At 58.7% G+C, this 24602-nt stretch carries 11 protein-coding genes; 9 read left to right on the top strand and 2 right to left on the bottom strand.

All coding sequences use genetic code 11. From position 1 onward, the window contains the following. Window positions 1–16 precede the first annotated feature (16 nt). Window positions 17–1705: a peptidase dimerization domain-containing protein gene (locus B1C80_RS22585; RefSeq protein WP_077923492.1), complete on the top strand. Its 1689-nt coding sequence runs from the start codon at window positions 17–19 to the stop codon at window positions 1703–1705. A 75-nt stretch (window positions 1706–1780) separates the two neighbouring features. On the opposite strand, the gene B1C80_RS22580 is transcribed toward B1C80_RS22585, so the two are convergent. Continuing rightward, a complete protein-coding gene (locus B1C80_RS22580; protein ID WP_139361713.1) occupies window positions 1781–2110 on the bottom strand; it encodes a hypothetical protein in 330 nt (109 codons plus the stop codon). Window positions 2111–2328: 218 nt separating this feature from the next. Between B1C80_RS22580 and ffh the strand changes: the two genes are divergently transcribed. The 3 genes from ffh (at window position 2329) to B1C80_RS22565 (ending at window position 5793) form a co-directional block, all read left to right on the top strand. Then, window positions 2329–3648 (top strand): signal recognition particle protein, encoded by a 1320-nt coding sequence (gene ffh / locus B1C80_RS22575; protein WP_077923490.1) that lies wholly within the window; start codon window positions 2329–2331, stop codon window positions 3646–3648. 322 nt (window positions 3649–3970) lie between these two features. After that, window positions 3971–5194 (top strand): S8 family peptidase, encoded by a 1224-nt coding sequence (locus B1C80_RS22570; protein ID WP_077923489.1) that lies wholly within the window; start codon window positions 3971–3973, stop codon window positions 5192–5194. Window positions 5195–5343: 149 nt separating this feature from the next. Continuing rightward, the gene (locus B1C80_RS22565; RefSeq protein WP_077923488.1) at window positions 5344–5793 is read left to right on the top strand and encodes a hypothetical protein; all 450 of its coding nucleotides are present in this window, start codon (window positions 5344–5346) and stop codon (window positions 5791–5793) included. Window positions 5794–5862: 69 nt separating this feature from the next. On the opposite strand, the gene B1C80_RS22560 is transcribed toward B1C80_RS22565, so the two are convergent. Further along, a complete protein-coding gene (locus tag B1C80_RS22560; RefSeq protein ID WP_077923487.1) occupies window positions 5863–7587 on the bottom strand; it encodes a S41 family peptidase in 1725 nt (574 codons plus the stop codon). A 342-nt stretch (window positions 7588–7929) separates the two neighbouring features. Between B1C80_RS22560 and B1C80_RS22555 the strand changes: the two genes are divergently transcribed. The 5 genes from B1C80_RS22555 (at window position 7930) to B1C80_RS22535 (ending at window position 24427) form a co-directional block, all read left to right on the top strand. Further along, on the top strand, window positions 7930–9138 hold the full coding sequence (locus B1C80_RS22555) for a glycosyltransferase family 2 protein (RefSeq protein WP_236648896.1): 1209 nt from the start codon (window positions 7930–7932) through the stop codon (window positions 9136–9138). 263 nt (window positions 9139–9401) lie between these two features. Next, window positions 9402–10199, top strand: coding sequence for a TolC family protein (locus B1C80_RS22550; protein ID WP_236648895.1), 798 nt, complete (start codon window positions 9402–9404; stop codon window positions 10197–10199). A gap of 9 nt (window positions 10200–10208) precedes the next feature. Further along, a complete protein-coding gene (locus tag B1C80_RS22545; RefSeq protein WP_077923485.1) occupies window positions 10209–12398 on the top strand; it encodes a lipopolysaccharide biosynthesis protein in 2190 nt (729 codons plus the stop codon). A 53-nt stretch (window positions 12399–12451) separates the two neighbouring features. Beyond that, window positions 12452–19126: a type I polyketide synthase gene (locus B1C80_RS22540; RefSeq protein WP_077923484.1), complete on the top strand. Its 6675-nt coding sequence runs from the start codon at window positions 12452–12454 to the stop codon at window positions 19124–19126. Window positions 19127–19177: 51 nt separating this feature from the next. Then, on the top strand, window positions 19178–24427 hold the full coding sequence (locus B1C80_RS22535) for a non-ribosomal peptide synthetase (protein WP_077923483.1): 5250 nt from the start codon (window positions 19178–19180) through the stop codon (window positions 24425–24427). The last annotated feature ends 175 nt before the right edge of the window (window positions 24428–24602 follow it).

Below are 24602 nucleotides of genomic sequence, written 5' to 3'. Positions count from 1 at the left end.
GGAAACAACCTTATCCATGAAACGAACCATCTACCTCATCCTCAGTGTACTGATGCCGCTACTGGCGATCGGACAGCGGAAAGCCAAGCAACCCGCCGGGACCGACCGCGACCCACTCGCCAAAATCAAAGCCGAAGCCGTAGCCGCCGTCGACGCCCGCAAAGACCAGGCTCAGCAGATCAACGACATGCTGTTCAGCTTCTCGGAACTGGGCTTCCAGGAACAGGAAACCTTTACCTATCTGACAACCTTACTCGAAAAAGAAGGCTTCACCATCCAAAAAAACATTTCGGGTATGCCAACGGCCTGGATCGCCACCTGGGGCAGTGGTAAACCCGTCATCGCGATCGGTTCCGACGTCGACTGTATTCCCAAAGCCAGCCAGAAACCCGGCGTGGCCTACAAAGACCCCATCGTTGACGGGGCTCCCGGCCACGGCGAAGGCCATAACTCCGGACAGGCCCTGAACATCGTAGCGGCTCTGGCCGTGAAACAGCTGATGGAACGCGACAAAATTCCCGGTACGCTCATGCTCTGGCCCGGCGTTGCCGAAGAACTCGTGGGGGCCAAAGCCTTTTATATCCGCGATGGCTATTTTAAGAATGTAGACGCCTGTATCTTCACTCACGTGGGCGACAACCTGACCACCTCCTACGGCGATGCCGGTAATAACGGGCTGGTGTCGGTGAAATTCAATTTTGAAGGGTCAGCCGCCCATGCAGCCGGAGCACCCTGGCGGGGAAAAAGTGCGCTCGACGCCGTAGAGCTGATGAACATCGGCTGGAACTACCGGCGCGAACACCTCGAACTAACCCAGCGGTCGCATTACGTCATCTCCGACGGGGGTGACCAGCCGAACGTTGTCCCCTCCAAAGCGGCTGTCTGGTACTACTTCCGCGAACGGAGCTACCCCAAGATCAAAAAGTTGTTCGAAGCCGGCATCAAAACCGCCGAAGGAGCCGCCCTGATGACCGACACCAAGTTCACCTACGAAATACTGGGATCGGCCTGGCCCGGCCATTTCAACAAGCCCATTGCCGAAGCCATGTACAATAACATCCGGAAAGTAGGGCTGCCCACCTGGTCACCCGAGGACCAGTTGCTGGCCCGGGCCACCCAGAAAGAACTCCAGGCCCGCAAAACCGGCGGTCTTGCCATGAAACTCGACAGCATCGGACTGCCCGCCGGCACGGCGCCCACCATGATCATGGGTGGCCAGACGTTCGTACCCCTCACCGGCGGCTCCGACGATATTGCGGATATCTCGTGGTCACTGCCCACCATCGTTCTGCGCTACCCCAGCAACATTCCCGACCTGCCCGGTCACCACTGGAGCAACGCCATCTCCATGGCCACGCCGATTGCACACAAGGGCATCGTGGCCGGTGCTAAAGCCGAAGCCATGACCCTGCTCGATCTGCTGCTGAAACCCGAAATCATCAAAGAAGCCTGGGCGTATTACACCAACGAACAAACCAAAGAGCAGAAGTACACGCCCCTGATTTCGCCGAAAGAGTTTCCCGCCGTGTACCTCAACCAGAAGATCATGGCCGACTTTAAGCCGAAACTGAAACCATACTACTACGACCCAACCCGCTACAAAACCTATCTCGAACAGCTGGGCATCAAGTACCCAACCCTGCGTGACGACCAGCGGGCCGACCTCGAAAAAACAAAAGACAACAAGGAGTCGACGGGGAAATAAACCCGCCAGCCTTCCACAAAAAAGCCCCTGACCGGGGCTTTTTTTGATGATAACGATAAATAGGCTACGGGGTAGCTATTGCTTGTTGCGGTGCGCTTTGGTTACCTCCCGGACGTTATCCATCAACCGTTTCCAGCAACGGCTGATGGTACTTTTACCTTCGTCCTGCCGCGCTTTTTTACTGTCGACGGTGGTCTCGGCTTTGGCCGTTGTGGCTGAGTTGCGCGCCAGAACGGGTGCTTTTGGCTGACGGCTCAGGCTTTTGGCGGGGTCACTCGCGTCAGCGGCAGTCGCGGCAGGCTGCTGTACAGTCGTCGCGCCCGCGGTTACGGTCATTGATGGGCAGGCGATCAACAGGCTAACGAGCCATAGACCCGCTACTTTGTTTAGTCCGATTTCTCTCATGAAGGTAAATGCACTCGTTAATACTGGCTATCGCAGGATCGATTCATGTTCGTATGAACCACAATTACAAACATAACGACGTTTAGTATTATTTATGCAGTGAATAGGAATAAATAGTTACCCGGGTTACAGTAGCTACAAATCGGTACGGATCAGCCGACCGTACTATAGCACCCCGCCGGAAACTGTTATCTTTGTGTCACTGTTTTTAAAGGACTATGTTCGAGAATCTTCAGGATAAGCTCAATAAGGCTATTAAGACCCTCAAGGGGCAGGGCCGCATTACCGAAATTAACGTTGCCGCTACCATTAAGGAAGTGCGCCGGGCACTGACAGATGCCGACGTAAACTATAAAGTAGCGAAGGACATTACCGACCGCATCCGCGACAAAGCCATCGACCGCAAGGTGCTGATTTCGGTAGAGCCGGGTCAGCTGTTTGTCAAGATCGTGCAGGAAGAACTGACCGAACTGATGGGGGGCGAAGCCCAGAGCATCAACGTCAAGGGCGATCCGGCGGTTGTTCTGATTGCGGGTCTGCAGGGTTCAGGAAAGACCACGTTTTCGGGCAAACTGGCTGCGTACCTCAAAAAACAGGGCCGTAACGTCCTGCTGGTAGCCGCTGATATTTACCGGCCAGCCGCCATCGACCAGCTTAAAGTACTGGGCGAGCAGGTCGGCGTGGAGGTGTACAGCGAACCCGATAATAAAAATGCCGTACAGATTGCCCAGAACGCGATCAGCCAGGCACGCCGGACCGGCAAGAAAGTAGTCATCGTCGATACCGCCGGTCGTCTGGCCGTCGATGAAGCGATGATGCAGGAAATCGAAGCCGTGAAACGGGCGATAGCGCCCTCCGAGACCCTGTTCGTCGTCGACTCCATGACGGGTCAGGATGCGGTCAATACCGCCCGCACGTTTAACGAACGGCTCAACTTCGACGGGGTCGTACTGACCAAACTCGATGGCGACGCCCGTGGTGGAGCGGCCCTGTCGATCAAGACCGTTGTCAACAAACCCATTAAGTTCATCAGCACGGGCGAGAAAATGGAAGCGCTCGACGTGTTTTACCCTGATCGGATGGCAAGCCGGATTCTGGGTATGGGCGATGTGATCTCGCTGGTTGAACGGGCGCAGCAGGCGTTTGACGAAGACGAAGCCAAACGCATCAACGCCAAGATGCGGAAGAACCAGTTCGACTTCGACGATTTCCTGAGCCAGCTCCAGCAAATCAAGAAGATGGGCAACGTGAAAGATCTGCTCGGCATGATTCCTGGTATGGGCAAGATGATCAAAGATCTCGATATTGATAACGACTCGTTCAAGCCCATCGAAGCCATTATCAGTTCCATGACCCCCCTGGAGCGTCAACGCCCCGATATGATTGACGGCAGCCGCCGGAAACGCATTGCCAAAGGATCGGGTACCGACATCACGCAGGTCAATAACCTGATGAAACAGTTTGAGGAGATGCGGAAGATGATGAAAAAGATGAATACCATGCAGTCGTCAGGAAAACTCAATAAACTGATGCGCTAGCACCCTACAGTAACCCATTGGTCAGCAAGCCGAATAATCGCCAGGAGCGGTTGTTCGGCTTGTTGGCGTTAAGAGCCCGGCCAAACTTATTTCCTGTCCGCCCCCTAACCAGGCACCGCACCCTGCTTTCTGGTGCCGTTTCTTTATTAAACGGTATGCCAATGAATAACAAGCTATTAGTCCAAATAACATCTATATTATGTTGAATTATGTAAAAAATGTTAATTTTTAATTTATCATATATTGATTTCGTAAATAAATAGTTTCTATATTTCTGACGAGGCCTCAACCCAAATTCAATAACCTTCATCTTAACTTACACATGGTACACGTATCTAAACGTGCCCTGCTGGGCGCATGCTTACCCTTTTTACTGGCCAGTTGCCAGCTTACCGAACCCGATGCTGCTTTATCTGACCAACAGGTACCCGACAACCTGGTTCGCTACGAACAGCCCGGCAAATCGGCACGAGCTGCCGGTGACCGACAGAAATACATCATCACGCTGAAAGAAGACGCGGATATCGCGAATCTGTTACCCCCCGAAGGCGGGGCCTACGACGGTCGACTAAACCGGATGCGGGGCCTGATCGAGCAGGTGATCGGCTCGTCGATGGGCCAGCGGGCCGAGCAGGTCTATGTGTCTAGCCTGAAAGGATTTACCGTCACCCTGTCGCAGCAGGAAGCGGCCTGGGTCGAGAAATTGCCGGTAGTGGCTTCGGTAGAGCCTGACCAGGTATTTCAGCTGAAGCTGCCGGGCGGAAGCGTTTCAGCGCAGGCGCAGGAAACGCCCTGGGGCATTACCCGCGTGGGCGGGTTCGTGAACTACACAGGTACAGCCGTTGCCTGGGTAATCGACACTGGCATCGATATGGACCACCCCGATCTGAATGTGAGCCAGAACCGCGGTCGTAATTTTATCAACACCAGCGCCAGCCCCGACGACGATAACGGCCACGGTTCGCACGTTGCCGGTACCATTGCGGCTAAAAACAATGGTCTGGGTGTGGTTGGCGTAGCGGCCGGGGCTACGGTTATCCCCATAAAAGTGCTGGCCGGCAACGGCAGCGGCTCTAACTCGGGCGTTATTGCGGGCGTCGATTTTGTGGCCAGTAACGGCCGGGCCGGCGACGTAGCCAACATGAGCCTGGGTGGCGGGCTGTCGACCGCCCTCGACAATGCGGTAAAAAGCGCAGCCGCCAAAGGCATCAAGTTCGCGCTGGCTGCGGGCAACGAAGCCCAGAACGCCAACAATTCGTCGCCGGGTCGGGTAAACGGTACCAACATCATTACGGTATCGGCTTTTGACGCCAACAACCGGTTTGCCAGCTTCTCGAACTACGGCAACCCACCGATCGATATTTCGGCACCGGGCGTGAGTATCAAATCGACGTATAAGAATGGTGGTTACGCCACGCTGAGCGGTACCTCGATGGCCACTCCCCACGTAGCCGGTATTCTGCTGGCCAACGGCGGCACGCTACGCTACAACGGCACCGTAACGGGCGATCCCGACGGCACCCCAGACAAGCGCGCTTATCGGTAACAAACGATTTTGGTAGATAGAAATCTAGTCAGACACGGCCCGGCTTTTAGCTGGGTCGTGTTTTTTTTACAGGCGCTCCGGCCGGACCAGACAGTTGTTTTCGTCGTTCAGCCGCTTGTTTCTGCCGGGAAAAGTGTTGTTTTGCGGCTATGAAACACGCATTTACTGCGCTGCTCCTCAGCGTTGCCGCTTCGGCTTTTGGTCAGGCTTCCGTAGCCTATTATCCGTTCAATAACGTCGTTAGCGTTAGTACCAATGCCGATCGGGCCCTCTGGCTCGATGCGCGCGTACAGACCAACACCGTATTTGGGTCGCTCAGCACTACGTTCTGCCCGATGGTCAACGTGAGTCGCCAGCCCCAGGTAAACGTGTACACCGGTCTGGGTGTCCGGTTCAACTTCCTCAACGGGCTTGACGACCGCCAGGCGCTGGAAGGCTACTCGCTGCATGTGGGCGTACGGGTACGGGTACCGTTTGTACCGAATCTGCGGGCCGCTTTTGAGCTGGCTCCCTACGCCCGCCAGGACTTCAAAACCGGCAACCTGCAATCCATGCTGGGCCTGGCCTATCAGTTCAAGAAAAAAGTAAAAGCCGAATAACGCAGCAATCGGGTCGGTAGAACGGGCTGTTGCCTGCTCTGCCGACCCGATTTCCCGTTTCTAATCGCCCTATTTAGGCTGATTGTACGTAAATGTACCGTGGGCGAGTTTATCGGCCCGGTCAAATAACTTCAGCGCTTTCTGGTACGTATCGTCGGCCTCGCCAATGACTTTGAAGAACTCGTTGTTCTGGCCGCCTTTGTTGTTCTTCTGGTAGATGTACCGCGCCACTAAGGCTTTAATCTGCGTCCGTATGTAGGGCCTGGAGCGGTTATATTCTTTCTCATTGAACTTGATCCCTGCCGATGTGGCATCTTTCACGAACCGGCCCATCTCCTCGTCGTTGATGGAAACGGTTTTATCGAAGTCAGCAAACGGCAGTTTCTCCAGTTTCTTCCGGTTCGCGTTGGCGTACTCGACGGCAAACTCGCGGATGATGTTTTTGCCATACAGCTGCACCAGGTACGGTGTTTGCCAGCTCGAATCGCGCGGAATGAAGTAGTCCGGGGTAATGCCGCCACCACCGTACACGACCCGACCTCCGTCGGTTTTAAACTTTAGCTTTGGGTCGTTTTTGATCGAGTCGGCAATGTAGTACTCGCCCCGTTTCGAGCGGAGTTCCAGTTCTTTCTCGTAATCCCCTTCCTGACCCGGCACGTAAGGCTTCTGAATGCTCCGGCCGCTGGGGGTGTAGTAGCGCGAGATCGTGAGCCGCAACTCCGACCCGTCAGACAATTGCACCGGCATCTGCACCAGTCCTTTACCAAACGAACGCCGGCCAACGATCAGCGCCCGGTCGTGATCCTGCAACGCGCCCGCCACAATCTCCGACGCCGACGCACTGCCCTCATCGACCAGTACGATCAAAGGCCCATCCTCAAACTGGCCCGCAATCCGGGCGTAGGTCTGCCGGTCGTAGCGGTTGTCTTTACCATCGGTATAGACCAGCAGTTTATTACCGGCAATAAACTCATCGGCAATGCTGGTAGCCCGGTCCATATAGCCCCCCGGATTGTTACGCAGGTCGAGCAGCAACTGGCTCATCCCTTCGGCCCGGAGAGCCGCCAGCGCCGACTTGAATTCATCGTAGGTCGTTTCGGAAAAGCGATTTACCTTGATGTAACCGGTTTTACCGTCAACCATATACGCAGCATCGACCGAATAGGTCGGAATGCGGTCGCGGGTAATGGTGAACACCTTCGGTTTTTCATCGCCCTTGCGCAGGATGGTGAGCCGAACATCGGTACCGCGTTTGCCACGCAGAGCCTTGAACACGGCGCTGTTCTCGATTTTGCCGCCCGCCAGGGCCTGATCATCGACTTTAATAATCTTGTCACCGCTCAGAATACCGGCCGTTTCCGAAGGGCCACCCGCCAGGGGCGTCACCACGTATACCGTATCCTTGTAGATATTGAACTCGATCCCGATACCGTCGAACCCGCCTTCCAGCTGCGACCGGGCCGCAATAGCGTCCTGCGGGTTCATGTAAGCCGTATGTGGGTCGAGCTTCTGCAGCATCTTTTCTATCGAAAAATCGACCAGCTCGTCGGTATTGACCGAGTCGACATAGTTGTTCTCGATTAGCTGCAGGATTTCGCGGTATTTGGTGTACCCCCGCCCAATGGTATTCAGGCTCTTGGTACCGCCGAAAAATGTAGCTCCGATCAGCATACCACCTGCCAGCGTAATGCCCAGCAACATGGGCAACCGAACAGTTGCTTTGTCATTATGAATCGGCGAACGGGGGCTTTTCTGCCCCGCCGATTCGTTGGTCGTTTCGTGTCCTGCCTCCATTCGTTTTAACCCGCTAACTCTGATGTCGTAGTATAGGCATAACGTTGGGAGTATAGCGAAATGTTTGCCAGAAATGCCTATATGGGAAAAAATTGCTAACCGTCTGAAGCCCAAGGTCGCTTTTCGCTCTAAGAGGCCTATTTCGGGCCATGACGAGTACCTGTTATTGCTGAGCGGCCATTAAAGTAAACTAAATATTTCTAACATTTTTTAGTTGGTACTTGACGGATTTACAGAAACGAAGTCTAACTACTTGATTGACATGCTTACCAACCGTCTGGTCAATCTTAACCGCCCAGATTGGTTCTTGATGATTAATAGCCGAATTTCACATTCACTCTCATGTACTTTACTTCGATGTCGCTCGTTTACCTGGCTTATTTTGGCTTTCTGAGCTTTCTGGCGCTGACGGTCCTGTACGTTCTGCTGTTTGCCGTAGCGGGTCGTCTGGGAAAAGCCGATGACAGCGGCCCGCTCCCCCAAACGCCCCGGCTGCGCCGGATCGGGGTCCTGATTCCCGCCTACAAAGAAGACGCTGTCATTATCGATTCGGTAAAAGCCAACCTCCGCCAGCAGTATCCCGCCGAACTCTTCGATCTGATTGTCATTGCCGACTCCATGCAGCCGGCTACCCTGGCCCGGCTGGCCGATCTGCCCATCCGGGTTATGGAGGTCTCGTTCGAGGTATCGACGGTAGCCAAAGCACTTAACGCGGCCCTGGCCCGGATTCCCGACGGGCAGTACGATATCATGGTGGTGGCCGACGCCGACAATATCATGGCGCCCGACTTTCTGGTCCGGATCAACGCGGCTTTCGAGCAGGGCTGGCGAGCCGTACAGGGCCACCGGGTAGCCAAAAATACCAATACCGGCGTGGCGCTGCTCGACGCCATCAGTGAGGAAATCAACAACCATATTTTCCGGAAAGGCACCCGGTCGCTGGGCCTGTCGTCGCCGGTTATCGGGTCGGGCATGGCTTTCGACCTGCGGCTTATGAAGGCCTGCATGACTAACCTCCGCACCATGGGAGGCTATGACAAGGAACTGGAGATAAATGTTGAGCTAAACGGTTACATTATTGGATACCTGGAGCAGGCCTATATATACGATGAAAAAGTAGCCCAGCGAGCCATCTTCGAGAATCAGCGTACCCGCTGGATTGCAGCCCAGTTTCAGTTTCTGCGTATGTATTATAAGAAAGGGCTGGCCGAGCTGGCGCAGGGTCATCCAACCCCCGCGCTGAGTATGCTCCGGCAGGTTGTACTGCCACGCGTACTCTTGCTGGGCGTGTTGGGGCTTTGCACGCTCCTGGCCCTGCTGACGTTCAACCCGGCGCTGTGGGCTGCTCCGATGGCCCTGTTGATCACCCTGTGTTTCAGCCTGTTTATCTCGATTCCAGCTTATCTGCGGCAGCGCGTTACCCTGCGTGAACTGATGCTGATTCCTATGCTGATGCTGAGTTTCGGACGGGCTGTTCTGAACATGCGGAAGGCCTTCAAACGGTTTATGCATACCCCTCATACAGGCTCGCCAGACGTTCATGTGCCCTAAAAAGTGAGCGAACACAAGTATATTATTTTTATAGAGTGACAGAATTGTAAACAGTTAGTCCAAACAATAGCCCTTACCCCAAATCAATGTGGATTGCCGGTAATAGCCTCTCAGCCAGCAACCACCGAACAATAAAATTAGACGATTCATACGCAACAAAACAGTAACTTGGATACCCGCTGATTCAGTCGTTGAGAAACTGACGCTGTCAGCGCAGCCAAAAACCTTTATTCTGAATGAACATCTGCTTTCGTAGGCAACCATTGCGTACTGTATACCGAATTAGTCTTCTTGTTGTTGCCGGACTGTTGTGGACGTTGACGGCTGGTTTCGCACAGAGCCGGGGCGGGCGGGGACTGGTATCGTTCGGGCGCTCATCGGGGCTGGCCAGTGATACCCTCTACCTCGATGTGAACCAGGACATTGCCGTTCAGCTTCTGCCCTTCGACGAGCTGGTAAAAATGGCCGTTGCCTATTCGCCGGTTATCAAATACCAGAACGAGGTATCCAGCGTCCTGAAAGCGTCTCAGGGCGTTGCGCGCACCCAGATCCTGCAGAACGTTTCGGGCTTTGGCAACTACTCGGGCGGCAACCAGGTCCTCATCGCCAGCGGTTCACCTGATTTAAACACCAATCCAATCGGACAAATCGCCAACGGGTACCGGGCGGGGGTCGAACTTCGGGTTTCGCTGTTCGACGTCTTCGGACGGAAACACCTCATCCGGCAGGCCGACGCCAACTACAAGGCCTCGCTGGTTCAGAAAGACATTGCCGAGCTGGAGCTCAAGCAGCAGCTGATCAGCATTTATCAGGATATGATCACGGCCCAGCAGATTCTGAAAACACGACTTATCGACGAGCAGGCTTCGCTGGCCGCGCTTCGGGTAGCCGAAGCCGAGTTGCAGAAAGGCAAAATAACCACCGGTCAGCTGGCCAGCGCCACAACGGCCTACGTACAGGCAAAAGCCACTACCGAGCAAGTCAAAGGCGATTTTCTGAAAAGTGTACACTTGTTCGAAGCCTTGATGGGAACCCCCATCCAGCGGCTGAAACGATACTAATGAGCGGGTATGAATATTAGTGTTTTTCTTCGTTTACTGAAGCAACATCTGCCTTTGTTCGTTCTGATTCCCTGTATCACGGCCGGAACCGCCTGGTACGCCACCCGGAACGAACCCAAGGTCTACAAGTCCGAAGCTACGCTCTATACGGGCCTGGCCTCGGGCTATTCGCTGTTATCTGACAAGCAGGCCGCGTATGGCGATCGCTCCGCCAGTGCTTTCGACAACCTGCTCACTACCCTCTATTCGAAGGAGACCATGCTCCAGGTCGGCATTCACCTGCTGGCCGATCACCTGCGGCTGCAACAGCCCGACAGTCTGGTACTGGGAGCCGGGGGCTTTCAGCAACTACAGCAGGCCGTGCCGCCCAGTCTGCGCTACCAGCTCCCCCTGGAAGGCGACCCGGCGCTGCTGATTACGGCCCTCGACAGCCTGTCGAAAGCGCAGATGACTAACCCCATCAAAGATCTGCTGCTGACATCCAATTCGTACTACTCGCTGCGGCATCTAACCGAAACTCTGAAAGCAACCGCCCGCAAAGCGACCAACGACATCCTGCTGATGGAGTACGAGTCTGACGATCCGGCCGTTGCCCAGCGCACCCTTCGCTACGCCATCGACATGCTGAACGAGCGGTACTCGCTCTTCAAAACCTCCGAAACCAACTCGGTCGTTGGCTACTACGAGGGGAAACTGGCCAAAGCCAAGCAAAACCTCGACGAAGCCGAAGGACGGCTGCGCGCCTTCAACATCCAGCACAAGGTGCTTGACTTCGACTCGGAGTCGAAAAACGTATCGGCCTCCAAAGAGCTGCTGAGTACCGAATACAACCAGGAGCTGATGCGCCGGGATGCGGCCAAAGCCGCCATCGACGCCCTCGACCGCCGGATGGGTCAGCAGGGAAGCGTCCGGTCGGCCAACACTGACCTGAGCCTCAAGCAGAAAAAACTGGCCGACGCCGAGAACCAGCTGGCCAACGCCCGCGCCTACAACCAGCCCCGGCATATCATTACCCGGCTCCAGGCAGCCGTTACCCAGGCCAGCGAGGAGCTCAAACTGAGCGCCCAGAAGTACGATGCCGCGGCCAGCGCGCCCGATGCCCTGCCCGCCCAGAGCATGGCCAACGACCGGATGACCAAGATTCTGGAGTATGAAGAATCGAACGCCCGCCTGCGAACCTACAAGAAGCGCATGGACGAGTACCAGGCCAAACTTAGCGAGTACAGCCCGCTCGGCACCCAGCTCCGGCAGCTGCAGCGCGAACTGGCCGTAGCCGAAAAAGAATACCTCGACCTGCTGCAGAACGTCGATCAGTCCCGCATGCGCCGGCAGGATGTCAAGATTGGCGGTACGCTCGAAGTCCTCGACGCCCCCTATTTCCCGCTGCTGCCCCAAGCCGCCAAGCGCTGGCAGCTCGTGGCCATTGGCTTTGGGGTGGGCCTGTTCCTGGCGCTAGTGCTAACGGCGCTGCGCTTCTGGCTCGACAAAAAAATTCATTCGCCCGATCAGGCCGAGCAGATGGTCGGTATGCCCGTTACGGCGGTGTTCCCAACGGTGAGCAAGCCGAATGTGTACTCGAAGGTGACCTGGGCCAGTCGCAGCATGTTTGAGCGGCTGTTCAACGCCATTCACATCGAGATAACCCAGGCTACGTCATCGCCTTACCCCCCCATTATCACCCTGTTCAGTATCCGCCCGAAGCAGGGGAAATCGTGGGTCGCCAACGGACTGGCGCAGCTCTATAACGACGCCGACCAGCAGGTGGCTTACTGCTATCCCCGCCAGAAAGGCAATGAACAGCGCGAGATTCGGAATGGCATTACGTTCTTCCCTTACACCATCCGGCCCGATTTTATGAACGTGACGGATATCAGCTACCTGCTCGACGCCAGTCAGGATTTCGACGCCACCCGCTACGACCGGATTCTGCTGGAACTGCCGTCGCTGATCGACCATCAGATTCCGGTGTTCCTGCTGAAACGAAGTGCGCTGTCGCTGCTCGTCATCGACGCCAACACGGCCTGGACCCGCGCCGAAAAACAACTACTCAGCCTCTACGCCCGCGTTACCAACCAGCCCATGCTGCTGATACTGAACCGGGTGGGTGGCAACTACATGGACGTACCGGGGCGTAACGACGCCAAACTGGCTCCTATTCAGTCTGAGAACTCACTGCATACCCAGCGGAACATGACGTAGACGACGTCGCCCGGCCGCAGCCCCGCTGCCGGGTGGAAAACCTTTCTTTCTCCATGACACCAACCGGCCTTCCCGTAACCTCTTTCCCGCTGGTTCATCAACTCGTTGAACGCGTCGCTGCCGATCACCCCGACCGGCTAGCGGTGGTGCATAATGACGCCCGGCTGACCTACCGGCAACTGAACGACCGCGCCGATGCACTGGCTCAGGCCATTCTGCAACAGGACCCTACTGCCGATTACGTGGCCATCAGCACCCGGCGCTGCCTGGAGATGGTCATTGGCGTGCTAGCCATCGTAAAAGCCGGTAAAGCGTACTTGCCCCTCGACCCCGAACACCCGGAGCAGCGACTCCGCCGGATCATTACCGACTCGGGCCTGAAAACGGGCGTCTCGATCGGGGCCGATGCCGGTGTTTTTGAGACGCTGGGGCTGACGGTTGTCCGGGCCGATCTCGATCATGAGGCAGCCCCGCAGGCTGTGACGCACCGGAACGAGGTGGTCTGTGTACTGTATACCTCCGGCTCGACGGGGCAGCCGAAAGGCGTTTGTCAGCTGCATACCGGCCTGATCCGGCTGATGGACTGGCAGCGTCGGCACGGCATCGTAGGCATGGGTGTCAACACCCTGCAGTTCTGCCACCTGACGTTCGATGTATCGTCGCAGGAGCTGTTTTTGCCGCTCAGCACCGGCGGCACCGTTCACCTGATCGACAACGCCGACCGGCTCGACGCGGGCCGGTTGCTGGCGTTCGTGCGCGATCATCACATCAACCGGTCGTACCTGCCCTACGTGGCCATCCAGTACCTCTGCGAAGCGGCCATTGCCGAAAATCGCTTTCCCGACGAGCTGCGCGAAATTACCATGGGGGGCGAGCAGCTGAAGCTCACCCCGGCCATGCGAACGTTCTTCGAGGCCCTGCCCGAGTGTACGATGATGAACGTCTACGGCCCGGCCGAAGCCAGTATCTGGGTTACCGAATACCGGATGAAAGGCAATGCGTCGGCCTGGCCCACTATCCCACCCATGGGCTGGCCCATTGTCGATGCCAGCCTGTTTATTGTCGACGAAGACCTTAACCTGCTGCCCAACGGCGAAGCGGGCGAAATCCTGATTGCGGGCAACTGCCTGGCCGCGGGCTACCTGAACCAGCCCGACCTGACCGCCGACCGGTTTATCCGGTGGCAACACCCGCAGCAGGGCGAGTACCGGGTGTACCGCACCGGCGACATGGCCCGCTACCGCCCCGACGGCACGCTGGAGTTTGTGGGTCGGCGCGACGACATGGTCAAGATTCGCGGCAACCGGGTCGAGTTAGGCGAGATCGAAGCCGCGCTCCGGCAAATTCCGCTCCTGGCCGAATCATCGGTGATGGTGCGCGAGGGCGGCAACGGCCAGAAACAGATCGTCGCATACCTGGTCTCGGTCACGGGCCAGCCCGACGATGCGCTGATCCGGCGTGAACTGGAGCAGCGCGTAACCGACTACATGATGCCGTCGGCTTTTGTCTGGATGGACAGGCTGCCCCGCACCATCAGCGACAAGGTCGACAAGAAACTCCTCCCCGCTCCCGAACTGAAACGTCCGGAGTCGGCCGGGGCCTACCGCGCCCCCAAAACGCCCCTCGAACGCACCATCTGCTCGCTCTGGACGCGGCTGCTGGCGATCGATCAGGTCGGCATAGACGATAACTTTTTCACCCTGGGTGGCAACTCGCTGCTGGCGCAGCAAACGGTGGCGGGACTGAAACAACAGCAACTGACGCTACCCATTACCAAGCTCTATCAGTTTCCGACCCCGGCCGGTATAGCCCGGTATCTGGGTCAGGCGACCAGCCCCGACAGCCCGACTCCTTTTGCAGAAGCGACGGATCCGGCCGACCCCTCGTCGGCGATTGCCATCATCGGCATGGCGGGCCGTTTTCCGGGGGCCAGCACTATTGAAGCGTTCTGGAACCTGCTGACCGAAGGCCGCGAAACAACCCGCTTCTTCACCGAAGAGGAGCTTGACGGGGCCGTTCCGAACTCGTTCCGGACCGATCCGCTGTACGTAAAAGCGCGGGGCGTTATCGAAGGAGCTGAGCTGTTCGATGCCGGATTTTTCGGACTGGCGCCCAATCAGGCCCGGCTCATGGACCCGCAGCAGCGCATATTCCTCGAAATAGCCTGGGAAACCCTCGAACAGACGGGGTACCTGCCGCAACAGTACGGCGGGCGGGTGGGTGTCTTTGCGGGCACCGGGAAGAACACCTACTTTCTCAACAACGTACTGCCCAACCACGAGCTGGTAGCGGCTGCCGGACCGTTTCAGGTCGAGCTGCTGAACGAAAAAGATTATATCGCCACCCGAACCGCCTACACGCTGGACCTCAAGGGACCGGCCGTCAGCGTTTTTTCGGCCTGCTCTACCTCGCTGCTGGCGGTAGCCCAGGCCGTGCAGAGCCTCCGGAGCGGTCAGTGTGAGGTAGCCCTGGCGGGTGGTGCCAGCATTACGGCCCCGATCAACAGCGGGCATCTGTACCAGGAAGGCTCCATGCTGAGTAGCGACGGGCACACCCGTCCGTTCAACGCGGGCTCTACCGGCACCGTCTTCAGCGACGGGGCCGGGGTTGTTCTGCTCAAACGGGCCGAAGCCGCCCGGCGCGACGGGGATACCATCTGGGCCATTATCGAAGGCGTCGGCGTCAACAACGATGGCGCTGGCAAAGGCAGTTTCTCGGCCCCTAACGCCGAAGGGCAGGCAGCCGCCATCCGGGCGGCCTACGCCGACGGTGGGGTCGATCCGGCAACGATCAGCTACGTAGAAGCCCACGGTACGGCCACTCCCATCGGCGATCCCATCGAGATCGAAGGGCTGACGATGGCGTTTGGCGAGCAGGCCAGTCGGCAATTCTGCGCGATCGGCTCCGTAAAAAGCAACTTCGGTCACCTGACCGCAGCCGCTGGCGTAGCGGGGCTCATCAAAACCGCCCTCTCGCTCCATCATCGGCAACTTCCCGCGTCGCTGGGTTTCGAGCAGCCGAACCCAGTCATCGACTTCGCCAACAGCCCGTTCTTCGTCAACGCCCGCCGGACCGACTGGTCGGGCGAGTCGGTCCGGCGGGCGGGCGTCAGTTCATTCGGGATAGGCGGTACCAACGTACACGTGGTGCTGAAAGAAGCCGACCGGCCCCAGCCCGCCCCGTCAACGGCTCCGGTACGGCCCGCGCAGCTGATCAGCTGGTCGGCCAGGTCGGCAGCCAGCCGCGATGCCTACGCCCATAAACTGGCCGACGCCCTCGCAACCGCTGAGGCACCCGCCCTGGCCGACATCGCCTATACCCTACATACGACCCGCCCCGCCCTGGCCCACCGCCGGTTCGTGGTGGCGGACACGACGGCCGACCTACTCGACAGCCTGACAAACCCAGCCGCGCAGGCCGCACCGCCCGTTCGGCAGGTGCCCGACGACATCGTATTCATGTTCCCCGGTCAGGGCGCGCAGTACCTCAACATGGGTCGGCCGCTGTACGAGAACGAGCCGGTTTTCCGACAGGCCGTCGACGAATGCGCCGACCTGCTGACCGATCAGCTCGACCGCGACATCCGGACGGTAATGTACCCCGATCTGGCCGATGCGGATGCCGAAGCCCGGCTCAACGACACCCGCTACACCCAGCCCGCCCTGTTCATTACCGAATACGCCCTGGCCAAACTCTGGATGCACTGGGGTATACAGCCTTCGGTACTGTGTGGCCACAGCATCGGGGAGTTTGTGGCGGCTCACCTGGCTGGTGTTTTCTCCCTGGCCGACGTATTGCAGGTGGTCAGCTCACGGGGGCGGCTCGTCAGCGAACAGCCCCGTGGCTCGATGCTCTCGGACCGTAAAAACGCTGACCTCATCCGGGCCATGTTACCCGAAACGCTGTCCATTGCGGCTATCAACAGCAAAAACCTGTGCGTCGTGGCTGGCCCTGACGATGCCGTGGCGGAGTTTGCCCGGCGGCTCAGCGACCAGGAGATCCCGAACAAGCGGCTGCCAACGAGCCACGCCTTTCACTCGGCCATGATGGACCCGGTCGCCGAGGCCCTCGAGAGTCAGGTAGCCCGTGTTCCGCTGAACCGGCCTCAGAAGCCCATCATCTCGACCCTGACGGGGACGCTGCTGACCGACGCCCAGGCCACCGATCCGCACTACTGGGCACGTCACATGCGCGAAACGGTGCAGTTTGCCGGGGCCCTCGATACCATGTTGGCCTTCGACAACCCGCTGCTGTTCGACCTGGGGCCTGGCAAGATATCGGCAACCCTGGCGCGGCAGCAGGCAGCGGGCAAACCGGTTCCGGTACTGACCGGTCTCGAAACAACCACCGACTGGGCCGTTACCTGCCGGTCGATACTGACAACCCTGGGGCAGTTCTGGCAACTGGGGCTGACCCCCGACTGGGCCGCGTTCTACGCCGGCCAGCCGCACAACCGGGTCCTGCTGCCTACGTACGCGTTTACCAAACAACGATGCTGGGTAGACCCGCCCGCGCCCGTAGCTTACCCGCAGTCTGCGCCTTCACCGGCCGAGCCGCTGCCAACCCATACAACCTCAATTGAACCGACTCATTCATCCCTGTTGCCCATGCGAAACGTTGTACTGCTTAACCGAATCAATGAACTGCTGGAAGACGCATCCGGCATCGATCTGGCCGGTGTGCAACCGTCCATGAGTTTCGTGGAGATCGGGCTCGACTCGCTGTTGCTGACCCAGGTAGCCACTACCCTGCGCCGGGAGTTCAACGTACCCATTACCTTCCGTCAGCTCTCGACCGATTATCAGTCGCCCCAGGAGCTGGCGGCTTACCTCGACAAAACCCTCCCGGCCGATCAGTTTCAGCTGGCCCCCGTTCAGGCAACGCCAGCCCCGGTCCCGGCACCCGTCTATGCCGCACCGCCCGTATCGGCAGGGTCGGATACCGCGCTGGGTCTGATTGCGCAGCAGCTCCAGTTGCTGGCCAAACAGGTAGCTTTGTTGCAGGGTGGTACACCGGCACCTCCGGTACCGGCCGCTGCTCCCGCCCCCCAGCCTGCCCCGGTGCTGAACGGGCATACGAACGGCACCAACGGGTCTGCGCATGCCGCACCGAACGGGAAAGCCATATCGATTCCGAACGGACAGGCCGTTGACATCAGCCCCGAAGAAGCCGCTGAACTCAAAAAACCGTTTGGCGCCACGGCCCGCATCGACCGGCAAACCGCCAACCTGACCAACCGGCAGCAAACCTTCCTGGAACAGCTCACGGCCCGGTACACCCGCAAAACGGCGGGGAGCAAAGCCTATACCGAACAACATCGGAACCAGATGGCCGACCCGCGAGTGGTATCCGGTTTCCGGCCGCTGACCAAAGAGATTGTGTACCCGATTGTTGTTAACCGGTCGCGGGGAACGCGGCTGTGGGATGTCGACGGCAACGAATACATCGACGTACTGAACGGCTTTGGCTCCAACTTCTTCGGCTACCAGCCCGACTACATCCGCGAGGCCCTGCATCGGCAGATCGACAATGGCTTCGAGGTGGGTCCGCAACACGAACTGGCCGGCACCGTCAGTCAGCTCATCTGCGAAATGACGGGCGCCGACCGGGCTGCGCTCTGCAGCACCGGTTCCGAAGCCGTACTGGGCGCCATGCGGATGGCCCGCACCATTACAGGTCGCTCGCTAATCGTGGCTTTCACGGGCTCGTATCATGGCATCATGGACGAAGTGCTGGTGCGGGGCACGAAAAAGCTGAAGTCGTTTCCGGCTGCGGCCGGTATCATGCCCGAAGCGGTGCAGAACATGCTGATTCTGGAGTATGGCACCGACGAGAGCCTGCGCATCATTCGGGAGCGGGCGTCGGAGCTGGCTGCCGTACTGGTTGAGCCGGTGCAGAGCCGCCGTCCGGAGTTTTTACCCGTCGATTTCCTGAAGGAAGTGCGCGCCATCACGGCTTCGGCCGGTACCGCCCTGATCTTCGACGAGGTCATTACCGGCTTCCGGATGCACGTAGGCGGTATGCAGGCCGTGCTGGGTATCCGGGCCGACATTGCTACTTACGGAAAAGTGGTGGGCGCAGGCCTGCCGATCGGCGTAATTGCCGGGAAGAAAGCGTTTATGGACGCCCTCGACGGCGGCACCTGGCAATACGGCGACAACTCGGTTCCCGAAATAGGCGTCACCTACTTTGCCGGTACGTTTGTCCGGCACCCGCTGGCCCTGGCCGCGGCCCATGCGTCGCTGACCCACATTCGCGAAAACAGCCCCCGTCTGCAGGAAGGTCTCACCCACAAAACGACCTGGCTCGCCGATCAGATGAACGCCATTTGCCAGACCCGGCAGCTGCCGTTTTTCGTGGCTCATTATGGATCGCTCTGGAAAATCAAGTTCAAAGACGAGGTTCCTTATACCGAGTTATTGTTTACCTTAATGCGGGAGAAAGGCATTCATATCTGGGACGGCTTTCCCTGCTTCATGACCGAAGCGCATACGGATGCTGACCTTGATGCGGTGCTGGCGGCCTTTAGCGACAGCGTAAATGCCCTGATCGAAGCCGGGTTTATGCGCGGTACCCTGCCCGCTCCCGTAGCTTCCCAGGGCCAGCTGCTCACGGCAAACCAACCGCCTATTCCCGGTGCCCGGCTCGGCCGCGACCGCCAGGGAAATCCGGCCTGGTTTGTTGCCAATCCTGACCTGCCAGGTAAGTATATGCAGGTGAATAACTAAGCCCGAAATGTCCACACCTCGTCCAACACCCGAGGCAACCTGATAGTACGCATGCTGACAACTGTACCTTACGACCAACTGACCGCCGTTGATTTCGACCCGTTTGCCGGACCGGATATACTGCTCGTCACCCACACCACGGAACCCCAGCGCGAAATATGGCTGGCGTGCCAGTTTGGGGGCAACGAAGCAAACCGCTCCTATAACGAGTCGATCTCGCTCCGTTTTACGGGACAACTGAGCATACCGGCTCTGGAGCGAGCCTGGCACGCCCTTGTGCAGCGGCACGAAGCCCTGCGCTCGGCCTTCAGCGCCGACGGCGAGCAAATGATTGTTTTCCGCGAGCTGTCGGTACCGCTGGAGCTGGTCGATGGCTCGGCGCTGTCAGCCGCGGATCAGGACCGGCTGGTGGCCGATTACCTGAAGCAGGACGTTCAGACAAATTTCGACCTGACCCACGGCCCGCTCGTTAAAGCCGGGCTGATCAAACGTACCGACGCCAGCTTTCATTTTGTCCTGACCGCCCATCACATCGTCTGCGACGGCTGGTCGACGGGTATTCTGATGCAGGACCTGGGCCGTTTATACTCGGTTTATGTGCGGCAGCAGGAGCCGGTACTGCCGCCCGTCGATGCCTTCAGCCAGTACGCGCTGGAGCAGCGGGCGTTTGTAGAGACGGCCGACTACCGGCAGATCGAGCAGTTCTGGCTACAGCAGTTTGCGGGTTCGGTACCCGTACTGGATCTGCCCGCCGACGCCCCCCGCCCCGCCCGCCGTACGTTCCAGAGCGACCGGATCGACTTTAGGGTCGACGGGCCGCTGCTACAGGCCGTCAGGCAGATGGGGGCTAAAGCCGGGTGCAGCCTGGTAACGACCCTGGTGGCCACCGTTGAGGTGCTGATTCACCGGCTGACGGGTCAGACCGACATCGTGCTGGGCTTACCGGCCGCGGGCCAGTCGGCGACTGGCCACGACCGGCTGGTGGGTCATTGCGTAAACCTGCTGCCCCTCCGGAGCTTTCCGCAGCCGGAAATGACGTTCGGTGCCTACCTGCAGAAACGCAAAATCGACCTCCTCGACGCCTTCGACAACCAGCAGCTCACCTTCGGCAGTCTGCTCAAAAAACTGCCGATCCCGCGCGATTCGTCGCGGCTGCCGCTGGTGCCGATGGTCTTCAACATGGATATGGGCCTGGCCGATGGAGTCACCTTTCACGGTCTCGACTACCGCTTCGACACCAACCCACGCGCGTTCGAAAATTTCGAAATTTCGATCAATGCAACGGGCTCGGCCGACGCGCTTCAAATCGAATGGTCATATAACACCCAGCTGTTTCGGGAAGAAACGATCCGGTCGTTCCATCGGCAGTTTGTCGAGCTGTTACAGACCCTGTCGGCTTCGCCCGATACGCGCCTGGGCCAACCCGCTGCGGCTCCGGCGCCCGTAGCTGTAACCGCGCCGGTGACGAGTCCGGTCCGCGCCGACAGGCCGGGCCTTGGGCGTCGGCTGCCGTTTGCCAGCGACCGGGCGCTGCACGACTTCATTCGGGATACCGTTCGGCAGTTTCCGCACAAAACCGCCCTTCGGTTTAAGGAGCAGACGCTGACCTATACGCAACTGAACGAGCAGGCCAACCAGCTGGCCCGGGTGCTGATCGAAGCAGGCGTACAACCCGGCGACCGGGTGGGACTGGCGGTAGAGCGGTCGCTGGAGATGGTTGTCTGCCTGGTAGCCGTCATGAAAACGGGCGCGGCCTACATTCCCGTCGACCCGCGCCACCCTGCCGACCGGATCGGCTACGTACTGGCCGACGCAGGCTGTCAGGTGCTGCTGACCAACCGGGTTCATCAGGGTCGGTTTGCCGTAACCGCGCGCGAACTACTGCTCGAAGACCTCTGGCCAACCCTGCCGGGCTACGCGACCGACGACCTGCCGATCCGCGTGGCGGGCGAATCGCCGGTTTATGTGCTCTATACCTCCGGCACCACCGGCCGACCCAAGGGCGTGCAGATCAAGCACAACAGCGTGGTAAACGTCATGCTGAGCGTACAGCAGCAGCCCGGCCTGAGCCCGACCGACAAAACCGTCTCACTGGCCACCATTGCGTTCGACCTCGCCACCGTCGAAATCTACCTGCCGTTGCTGACCGGTGCCGAACTGGTCATTGTCGATACCGATACCAGCCGCAACGGACCCGCCCTGGCCGACCTGCTCCGCACCGAAGCCATTACCTTTGTTCAGGCTACCCCCGCCACCTGGCGGATGCTGCTGGAATCGGGCTGGCGCGGCACCCGCGACGTTCGGATCATCTCCTGCGCCGAAGCCCTCTCCAAAGACCTGGCACAGCAGCTGCTTTCGTTCTGTGGCGACCTGTGGAATTTCTACGGCCCGACCGAAACCACGATCTACGCCACCGGCAAAAAGATTTTACCCGACGATGAGCTGATCACCATTGGCCAGCCCATTGCCAACACGACCATCGTCATCAACCCCGAGAACCCCGATTTGTCGGGCGAGATCTGCATTTCAGGAACAGGCGTCGGCATCGGGTATCTGAACCAGGCCACCCTGACCGCCGAGAAGTTCGTGACCGATGCCGCAACGGGCGCCCGCCTGTACCGCACCGGCGATCTGGGACGCTTTCTGCCCAACGGCGATGTGCAGTACATGGGCCGGATCGATCAGCAGATCAAGATTCGCGGCCACCGCATCGAACCGGGCGAGATCGAGTACAACCTGCTCCAGCAACCCGACATTCAGGATGCCGTTGTCATTGCGCGCGAAGATCGTCCCGGCGATCAGCGGCTGGTGGCCTACGTGGTGCCGAGCGCATCGGGCAGCGACGAAGGCTCGTCCGAATGGCAGGAGCACTGGAACACGATCTATACGCTGGGGAAAGAATCGGAAAGCGACCTGGACCTGGCCGACCAGAACCTCGATGCCGCCATTGTGGCCCAGGTCAGCGATGTAGCCAACGCCCATGAGCAGAACGAAGAATGGATGCAGCAGTCGGTTCGGCGTATCAAAGCCCTGAAGCCGACCAGCATTCTGGAACTCGGCTGCGGAGGGGGGCAGCTGGTGTTTGAACTGGCTCCGCACGTTCGGCAATACATCGCCACCGACTACTCGCAACCCGCTATCGACACCCTGTCGAAGAAACTCCAGCAGCAGCCCGCCAAGTGGGCGAACGTACTGGCCAAAACGGCCCCCGCCGACGACTTTACGGGTATCGAGCCGACCTCGCTCGATATGGTGCTTATCCACGCAGTGGCGCAGTACTTCCCTGACCTCGGCTACCTGCTGAAAGTCATCGAACGGGCTGCCAACGCTACGGCCGATGGCGGTTGTGTGTTCATTGGCGGTATGCAGGGCAAGCACACGCTGACCATGTACCACGCCATTGACCTGATCCGGCGCACGAGCGGCACCCGTACCGTAGCCGAGTTCCGGACCGCGCTGGACCGGCGGGTGCAGCTGGACGATGAGCTGATGGCCGACCCGGCCCTGTTTTATCGCCTGCCGGCGTTTATTCCGCGCATTACCGCCGTTGATATCCAGCTGCGCGAAGGCGTTTACCGGAACGAAGCCACCCGCTACGATTACGACATCTGGCTCTACGTAGGCACCCCGCCTGCCGTAGCCACGCCAGACCAGCGCATCGAGTGGGACAGTCGGCTGTCGGTGGCGTCAATCGGGCAGTTGCTCAGCAGCCATCCGCAGCAGGTTATCCAGGTGATCAACCTGCCTAACCGACGTACGGCAAAAGATCATGCGCTGCTCCAGTTCATCGGCGAAGCCCGACCCGACGATTTCATCGGCGAGGTGCAGGACCGGTACAATGCCCTGCCCGAGACCGGCGTTGACCCGAACGATTTCTGGGGACTGGCCAGCCAGCACGGATTCCGGGCCCATGTTCGCTGGACGGGCAGCCATACCGACAACCGATTCGAAGTCGTCTTCATACCGGCCGACCGCCGGGCTATTCCGCCGAAGCCGTCGGCGCTGGTTACGACCCACGAGCGCCTGAACGAGTACGTCAAAAACCCGTACAAACCGTTTACAGCCGTTTCGAAAGAACATATTGCGGCCTGGAAAGAGCAGCTTCGGCAGGTATTACCGGCCTATATGGTCCCGACAGAGTTTGTGGCGCTGCCGAAACTGCCCGTTACGCCCAACGGAAAAATTGACCGGAAAGCGCTGCCGAAACCCGAACCGGCCGAAGCGCCCGTTGTGAACCGGTTCGTGGAGGCCCAAACGCCCGAAGAAAAGCTGCTGGCCGGTATCTGGACCGGTGTTTTCGGTCTCGACAGCATCAGCGTTCACGACAATTTCTTCGACCTGGGTGGCCACTCCATGCTGGCCGTTCGGGTCATGACCCAGCTGGAGCGCGAAACCGGCCGACGCTTTCCGCTATCGATGCTGTTCGAATACCCAACCATTCATCGGCTGGCACAGCTGCTGCAACCCGACAAACCTACCCGCACGTTTAAGTCGCTGGTGCCGATCAAACCGCAGGGCAGCAAAACCCCGATTTATATCATCCACGGCATCGGGCTGAACCTGCTCAACTTCAGCAGTCTGTCGACCTACATGGACCCCGAGCAACCCATCTACGGCCTGCAGGCCCGCGGTCTCGACGGTACCGAAGAGCCGCTGAACCGGATGGAAGATATTGCCGCCTGCTACATTCAGGAGGTGCTGGAACAGAACCCAACGGGCCCTTACGCCATTGCGGGCTATTCGTTTGGGGGGTATGTAGCTTACGAAATGGCGCAGCAACTCCGGGCGATGGGCAAGGAAATCAAGCTGCTGGCCATGTTCGACACCGACGCCCGTGCCCTGGTTTCGCACAAGAGCCAGCTCAGCCGGCTGGTCTGGCGGATTGGGCGGCAGTTTCCGAAGATGCTCTTCATTGGGCGGTCGCTGATCAACCAGCCTAAAGAAACTATACGCTACCAGCAGGAATACTTCAACCGGCAGGGGCAACTGCTGCTGGAAGGCCTGGGTCTGGCCAGTAAGCCCAAACCCTCAACCGAACTGGGGCATATGGAATACATCATGCAAAAGCATGAAGAGGCTTTTGAGGCTTACCGGCTACAACCCTACAACGGGAAGCTCGACCTGTTCCGGGCGATGACCCGGCTGTATTTCGTCGATGACCAGGTTTACCTCGGCTGGAACGACTTTGCCCGGCAGGGCGTCCGCGTCCACGACGTGCCCGGCGACCATGCTACGCTCATGTACCCGCCCAACGATAAGGCGCTGGCGCTGGCCCTGCAACGCGCGCTGGATCAGGCGTAAATCAGGAGTAGGTCAAACGGGGAACGGACGCGCACCTCACGATGCGCGTCCGTTCCCCGTTTGGCATTTAGTGTCCCATGCACACCGGCATTATTTAATATATACCGGGGACGGGTCGCGTACCTACGGCACGCCATCTACATACACCCGCCCCTCTTCGGCTACCAACGTTTCG

The organism is Spirosoma sp. 209, assembly GCF_002006735.1.
GTDB lineage: Bacteria > Bacteroidota > Bacteroidia > Cytophagales > Spirosomataceae > Spirosoma > Spirosoma sordidisoli.
The sequence above is the reverse complement of the archived record's forward strand: the minus strand, read 5'-3'. Positions and strand labels throughout refer to the sequence as shown.